At 57.6% G+C, this 1,735-nt stretch carries 2 rRNA genes (1 of these 2 running past the window's edge); both read left to right on the top strand.

Annotation, left to right across the window (positions count from 1 at the left end):
• Nucleotides 1-1,531 (top strand): 23S ribosomal RNA (locus ACFY3N_RS36570) (it extends 1,665 nt beyond the left edge of the window).
• 87 nt (nt 1,532-1,618) lie between these two features.
• Nucleotides 1,619-1,735: ribosomal RNA gene (gene rrf, locus ACFY3N_RS36575) — 5S ribosomal RNA — on the top strand.

The raw sequence follows: 1,735 nt of genomic DNA on the forward strand, positions 1-1,735 counted from the left end.
TCGGAGTGGTGGAGCCGCCGGCCCAAGCGGTTAGTAGGTGAGTGATGGGGTGACGCAGGAAGGTAGTCCATCCCGGGCGGTGGTTGTCCCGGGGTAAGGGTGTAGGCCGGACGGTAGGCAAATCCGCCGTTCATCAAGGCTGAGACCTGATGCCGAGCCGATTGTGGTGAAGTGGATGATCCTATGCTGTCGAGAAAAGCCTCTAGCGAGTTTCATGGCGGCCCGTACCCTAAACCGACTCAGGTGGTCAGGTAGAGAATACCGAGGCGTTCGGGTGAACTATGGTTAAGGAACTCGGCAAAATGCCCCCGTAACTTCGGGAGAAGGGGGGCCACAACCGGTGAGAGCACTTGCTGCTTGAGCTGGGGGTGGCCGCAGAGACCAGCGAGAAGCGACTGTTTACTAAAAACACAGGTCCGTGCGAAGCCGTAAGGCGATGTATACGGACTGACGCCTGCCCGGTGCTGGAACGTTAAGGGGACCGGTTAGTGCGCTTTCGGGCGTGCGAAGCTGAGAACTTAAGCGCCAGTAAACGGCGGTGGTAACTATAACCATCCTAAGGTAGCGAAATTCCTTGTCGGGTAAGTTCCGACCTGCACGAATGGCGTAACGACTTCTCGACTGTCTCAACCATAGGCCCGGTGAAATTGCACTACGAGTAAAGATGCTCGTTTCGCGCAGCAGGACGGAAAGACCCCGGGACCTTTACTACAGTTTGATATTGGTGTTCGGTTCGGCTTGTGTAGGATAGCTGGGAGACTGTGAAGCTCGGACGCCAGTTCGGGTGGAGTCGTCGTTGAAATACCAGTCTGGTCGTGCTGGATGTCTAACCTGGGTCCGTGATCCGGATCAGGGACAGTGTCTGATGGGTAGTTTAACTGGGGCGGTTGCCTCCTAAAGGGTAACGGAGGCGCCCAAAGGTTCCCTCAGCCTGGTTGGCAATCAGGTGTTGAGTGTAAGTGCACAAGGGAGCTTGACTGTGAGACCGACGGGTCGAGCAGGGACGAAAGTCGGGACTAGTGATCCGGCGGTGGCTTGTGGAAGCGCCGTCGCTCAACGGATAAAAGGTACCCCGGGGATAACAGGCTGATCTTCCCCAAGAGTCCATATCGACGGGATGGTTTGGCACCTCGATGTCGGCTCGTCGCATCCTGGGGCTGGAGTCGGTCCCAAGGGTTGGGCTGTTCGCCCATTAAAGCGGTACGCGAGCTGGGTTTAGAACGTCGTGAGACAGTTCGGTCCCTATCCGCTGTGCGCGTAGGAGTCTTGAGAAGGGCTGTCCCTAGTACGAGAGGACCGGGACGGACGAACCTCTGGTGTGCCAGTTGTTCTGCCAAGGGCATGGCTGGTTGGCTACGTTCGGGAGGGATAACCGCTGAAAGCATCTAAGCGGGAAGCCTGCTTCGAGATGAGGACTCCCACCCACTTGATGGGGTAAGGCTCCCAGTAGACGACTGGGTTGATAGGCCGGATATGGAAGCACGGTAACGTGTGGAGTTGACCGGTACTAATAGGCCGAGGGCTTGTCCTCAGTTGCTCGCGTCCACTGTGTTGGTTCTGAAACCACGAACGGCCCCACGCCCGGTCACGGCGTGGTCGGTTGTCTGTTTCATAGTGTTTCGGTGGTCATAGCGTAGGGGAAACGCCCGGTTACATTCCGAACCCGGAAGCTAAGCCTTACAGCGCCGATGGTACTGCAGGGGGGACCCTGTGGGAGAGTAGGACGCCGCCGAAC

This window comes from Streptomyces sp. NPDC000348, assembly GCF_042898795.1.
Taxonomy (GTDB): domain Bacteria; phylum Actinomycetota; class Actinomycetes; order Streptomycetales; family Streptomycetaceae; genus Streptomyces.